At 30.2% G+C, this 1,131-nt stretch carries 2 protein-coding genes; both read left to right on the forward strand.

All coding sequences use genetic code 11. The annotated features are described in order from the left end of the window. The first annotated feature begins 114 nt into the window (after positions 1–114). Positions 115–825 carry a hypothetical protein gene (locus DWX76_RS13715; RefSeq protein ID WP_412694081.1) on the forward strand — a complete coding sequence of 237 codons (711 nt, stop codon included), beginning with the start codon at positions 115–117 and terminating at the stop codon, positions 823–825. After that, on the forward strand, positions 738–1,112 hold the full coding sequence (locus DWX76_RS13720) for a glycosyltransferase (RefSeq protein ID WP_118570884.1): 375 nt from the start codon (positions 738–740) through the stop codon (positions 1,110–1,112). The genes DWX76_RS13715 and DWX76_RS13720 overlap by 88 nt, the downstream gene beginning before the upstream one ends. The last annotated feature ends 19 nt before the right edge of the window (positions 1,113–1,131 follow it).

The following is a 1,131-nucleotide window of genomic DNA, read 5'->3' on the forward strand; positions in this document are numbered from 1 at the left end:
CACATGAAAAAATAAAAACATTTATGAAAATTGCAAATTATTTTGAATTGGGTAATAGGAAAATTATAAAAAAAAGACCAATTAATTTCTTACGAACGAAAAAAGAAGCGGAAAATATTATTAGTTACACATGAAATGTTGCTTACAGGAGCACCGATTGCATTGTTTTATTTTGCTAAAATGTTAAAGGAAGGAGGGGAGTGCCCAGTTATTATATCACCGTGTGGAGGAAAATTAGAAGAAGAATGCACTAGATATGGCATTCCGGCGTTAATAGATCCAATGCTTTATAGAGAAAATACATATAAATCATATATCAATTTATTTGATATTGTAATTGCTAATACAATTGCAAGTGCACCAATTATTAATGGTTTAAGTGAAAGTCAAATTCCTGTTTTATGGTGGATTCATGAAGCGGAAACATCTTATCAGGATGAGAATTTTTTTGGCGCAATGCCACAGCATATTCCAGATAATGTGAGAATTTATGCGGTTGGAGATTATGCTAAAAAAAGATTACTTTACCATAAACCGTTATATACAGCTGATGATTTATTATATTATGTTCCTAAAAATGAATCGGGGGAAGAGATAAAATTTGAACTTCCTATTGAGTCCAAAGATAAGGTAGTATTTTCATTAGTGGGTGTTCAAGAATATAGAAAAGGATTTGATGTTTTTATTGATGCTATTCGTAAATTGGATGATGGAGAGAGAAAAAAAATTGTTATTTTGTGTTTGTTGGGAAAAAACACTATAAGCCTATATATAATAAGATTCAGAAGATCTGTAAAGACTTTCCAGAAAATACTTTCTTTTTAGAAGAATTAGATCGAAAAGAAATGGGTGATTTATATAAAGAAATAGATTGCTATGTTTGTGCGTCGAGAGATGATCCAATGCCTATTGTAGCAACGGAAGCAATGCAAAATAATGTACCAGTTATTGTTTCAGAAAATACGGGTACAGCAAAAATTGTTGAGACAGAAAAATGTGGGCTGATTTATAAAAATAATAGCGCGGAAGAACTTTCTGAAAAAATTTTATACCTGATAAATAATAAAAATAAGAGGGAAGTGTTTGGAAACAATGGATATAAGCTTATATGAAATATTTTTCTCAAAGAAG

Origin of the sequence: Clostridium sp. AF21-20LB (genome assembly GCF_003478795.1) — a bacterium.
Classification (GTDB): Bacteria; Bacillota; Clostridia; order Lachnospirales; family Lachnospiraceae; genus Otoolea; species Otoolea fessa.